Raw genomic sequence first — 4,049 nt, 5'->3', positions numbered from 1 at the left:
TTAGTAAAATAGTTAATTTTAGAAATATTTCTGCTTCTTATGATTGCAAAGTATTAATAGAAATATTTGATAGTTCTACTTGGGAAATATGCTTGTCTGATGATGTTAATTTAGTGAAAGATGTAACAATGACAAAGGTATAAATACAAATTAGAATTGATTTTTTATATTAATCCACCATCAAGTAATTTTAATTTTTTGGCTTCTTTTTGGAGTTTTTCTCTAATTTCTTGAGGATAATGGTTAGCAACATTTGGATTCATATAGTAAACAACACCACGTCCATTTTTCTTTTTAAAAATGGCATTAATACTTTCAAGCTCTGTCATGATACGAGTAACATTTGCCGATTGTATCTTCAATTCATCGGCAATTTCTTGACGTGTAAGCATGATTTGACCTGTTTCGCGATGTACATTATCAAACAATAATGCCCATAATTTTACAGCGTTTAAGGGTCTTTTACTCTTAGAAGTTAACCAATTAACAACAGCTAAATTTTGTTCGGGGCTTATCATTATAAAAGTCCATGTATTAGGGTCATTAAGTTTATTTCTACGTTTTATTTCCCATAATAAAGATGTTGCTTTATTTTCATGTTCAGGGAATTGCTCTAATAAAAATTGTAATTGTTGTATTAATTTTTGTTTTTCTTGTTTGTCTTTAGGCTGTAGGCGTTTGATATGGGCTGACATGATAAAAGCCTTGTTAATAACATTTTAATTGTTGTCACAGTATGACAAGTATTGTTGTCACAGTATGACAAGTATTGCAAGAGTATTTTTTGCGGTTTCTCAACGAAAAACGGTGATTTTGGAAATCACTAGATATAATAGATATATTATATCCCTCTATAGTCTCCCTTTTAAACTGTGGAAAACTCTAAAAATCCATTAAAATTTGATAATTAATTTTTCTAAAAAAACTTTCATCTTCATTCATAAAAAACAAAAAGTAATTGTCTAAATAAAAGAGAGTAAGTATTCTATTGTTTTCCTGAGTGATATGGGGCAAGGATATACAAAGTGAACTATGTTTCTTTGTAACTTGCAAGGGGGAAAATCCCCCTTAACCCCCGAAGAAAGGCAAGCATGAGCAATCGTCATAAAGAAATAAAAATTAGAGTTAATGAAGCAGAATACGAACAGTTGCTTCAAAGAAAGACAAAAGCTCGTTTAGCAGAATGGGTTCGTGAAACTTGTTTAAACCAAAAACCAGCTAAACGTGTTTCCACAGTTGACCCATTATTACTTTATGAAGTGAACAAGATTGGCGTTAATCTCAATCAAATTACAAAGAAAATCCAACATTCAAAAAACAATATCGAATGGTTGATTGAAATTATTCATATCGAACGGCAATTAGCGAGTTTATTAGAAAATGATTGTTAAGTTTTTTCCTCATCCTAAAACGGGAGGCAATCCTCGTAGGTCAATGGATTATTTGCTTAAGAAGCATGAGTATGAAATCCAAGTTTTACAAGGGAACCCAAGACTTTCTGTCGATGTAGCAGAAGGGTTAGACTTCAAAAATCAATATACGGTTGGGTGTTTATCTTTTGAGGAAGCGAATATCCTTGATGCTCATAAGCAAGAAATCATGCAGAAGTTTGAAGAAACCTTTTTTGCAGGCTTGCAGCCAGAGCAATATAATATCTGTTGGATTGAACATACGGATAAAGGAAGGCTTGAGTTAAACTTCTTTGTGCCGAATGTGGAGCTTGAGAGTGGAAAGCGGTTATCCCTCTATTACGATAAGTCAGATCGTCCTCTTGCGGAGAACTTCAAGCAGGTTATCAATCAACATTATGATTTAAGCGATCCAGATACGCCACAGAAGCGTCAAATGACTGTTTCGAGTAGGAACATACCAAAAGATAAGAAAATCGCTCAGGAAGCAATTAACGGGTTTTTAGAGGGTGAATTAGAAAAGGGACGTATTCAGACCCGTGAGGACGTTTTAAATTGCCTTACAGAGGCGGGCTTTGAAATTGCTAGGGTTACATCCAAAAATATTTCCATTAAAACAGACGGGTGTAATTTACGGCTTAAAGGAGCAATCTATGAGCAATCTTTCTCACTCGATCGAGCTATTGAAGAAATTCAACGAGCAGAGGGATTTGGAGGCAAAGAAAGAACTTCTGAGCGCTATAAGCAAGCTACAGCAGAACTTGAAAAGGCAGTTGAACGAAGACGCACAGAGTTTTCGAAACGATTTGGAAAGTCAAAAGCAAGTCATACTCAAAGACTTAATCAAGCTTTACAAGGTGCCGTTTTGGATATTGATAGGGATCGGATTAGTGTTGATAGTAGCGTTGGTTTATCTAGTGAATGCAGCGACGAGCCAATACATGGATATGCAGGAGTGGAAGCAGTCGGTAGCTCTTTACAAGGAAAACAGCATGATGTTGGCGAACTGCAATTTGGCGGACAAGACAAGCAAGATTTGTATTCAAATCGATCCTCAATACAACAATCAAGCATTCGGAGACAATCAAGACTACCGAATTATCAAGCTAGGGAAAAACTAAATGACACCGACAGAGAAACTTTTGAAGGACGCATTAGACAGGTTGGTGAGGCAACAAAACGAGCTTATGAACGAATTAAGCGAACGATTGAGCAAGTTAGAGCAGGAAAACCAACAATTGAAGAACTTGCTCGAAAAGTCTTTAGACGCATTGAAATAAAACTTCAAAAGCAAGCTTTAGAAAAACAAAAAGAGGCAGAAGCAAAACAGCAAAGAAAATTCTCAAGGGGTAGAGGGTTCAGGACGTAGTTGGTATGAATATGTTATTATTTTGAAATAGATTTATGTCGATAAAGGTTTATTATTCCACCAGTGATAATTTTAGAGGTGGAGGTTATGGTTAAAGCATTAATTCGCAAGGGTGATATGACTACTCATGGGGGTAAAGTTATTGAGGGGTTTAGTGACTATACAATCCAAAATATCCCAGTAGCTGGTGTCGGACATAAGACGATTTGCCCTTTGTGTAAGGGGGTGTTTCCGATTATTCAGGGATATGGTGGTATCACCGTTAATGGCATATTTGTAGCGTTAGAAGGACATGTAACCGCTTGTGGGGCTAAGTTGATCCCATCTCAGCATGAGGAGGTTGTTGATGAAGGTGGGGGTGATGATGTCATGGGAGCTGCTGCTCAACAACCTGAGCAGACACAGTATGCAAGGCTATCTGATAACCAGCAATCGATGATTAATGATGGAGTTTATCGACCCAATCATGATCAAGGAAAAATTACGAGTATTGCTGATGAAAATAGTTTTAATAATATTAATCCTCCTGATCGTTCTCTACCTATGGATAAGCATGGTAGAATGTTACCAGATAGAGAATATCCACATACTCAATATGCTATTAAAAAAAGTAAGAGCAAACCAGGAAGCTCTTATCCTCAAGCAAGAGAATGGGATTATGATAAAAATGGAAAATTAGTTCCGAAAAGAGATATAGATTTTACAGATCATAATCGTCCATCAATACATACTGATCCACATCAACATGAATGGATTAAAAGAAGCGAAAAAGGTTCTCTAGAGCGTGGAGATCCAAAACCAATAGATATTCCAAAAGATAAAGGATGGCATAATGAGATTACTACTGGAAGTGATTCAAAAGTAGAAACTCCAGCAACTACAGATACTATTGATCCTGATATAGTTGATCCTGAAATAATTGAAATACCTATCCCATAATGGAAAATAAAAAATGACGATTTATAAAGGCAAAATTTTTTCAAAAAATAGCATTCAAATAAAAACTGAAAAGAATGGTGAGCAATATAAAGTTGTAACGGAGATGGTTACGTTGTTCAATTTATTGGATGCCATCCCTAATAATAATTGGACGTGGTGGTTATATGATTTTGAAGGTAGCGTAGCAGAGGGAGAAAATTTAGAGCTTCCTATTATTCCAGATGAAGGCGCTTATGCTATGAAATGGAAAGAAGTTAAACAGTTTTCAATGACGTTAGGTAATGTTACAAATTGTTTATTGATTGCAACGGTAGAGAATAAAGAAGTAGATT

Annotated in this window: 5 protein-coding genes; 4 read left to right on the top strand and 1 reads right to left on the bottom strand. The window is 35.5% G+C overall.

The features are described 5' to 3' along the window. Window positions 1–164: 164 nt before the first annotated feature. Window positions 165–695: a replication/maintenance protein RepL gene (locus QJV33_RS11830; RefSeq protein ID WP_281463612.1), complete on the bottom strand. Its 531-nt coding sequence runs from the start codon at window positions 693–695 to the stop codon at window positions 165–167. A gap of 396 nt (window positions 696–1,091) precedes the next feature. Between QJV33_RS11830 and QJV33_RS11825 the strand changes: the two genes are divergently transcribed. The 4 genes from QJV33_RS11825 to QJV33_RS11810 all read left to right on the top strand — a co-directional run. Further along, window positions 1,092–1,391, top strand: a complete 300-nt coding sequence (locus tag QJV33_RS11825) for a plasmid mobilization protein (RefSeq protein WP_281463611.1) — start codon at window positions 1,092–1,094, stop codon at window positions 1,389–1,391. Then, entirely contained in the window at window positions 1,381–2,778 is a 1,398-nt protein-coding gene (locus QJV33_RS11820) for a relaxase/mobilization nuclease domain-containing protein (protein ID WP_281463610.1), read from the top strand. Before QJV33_RS11825 ends, QJV33_RS11820 begins: the two co-directional genes overlap by 11 nt. An 87-nt stretch (window positions 2,779–2,865) precedes the next feature. Then, window positions 2,866–3,717: a PAAR domain-containing protein gene (locus QJV33_RS11815; protein WP_281463609.1), complete on the top strand. Its 852-nt coding sequence runs from the start codon at window positions 2,866–2,868 to the stop codon at window positions 3,715–3,717. Between the two features lie 13 nt (window positions 3,718–3,730). Next, a partial coding sequence (locus QJV33_RS11810; protein ID WP_281463608.1) for a hypothetical protein occupies window positions 3,731–4,049 on the top strand: 319 nt, incomplete at its 3' end.

Source organism: Commensalibacter nepenthis (assembly GCF_029953305.1).
Classification (GTDB): Bacteria; Pseudomonadota; Alphaproteobacteria; order Acetobacterales; family Acetobacteraceae; genus Commensalibacter; species Commensalibacter nepenthis.
Note: the sequence above shows the minus strand (reverse complement) of the source record. Positions and strands in the feature narration are given on the sequence as shown.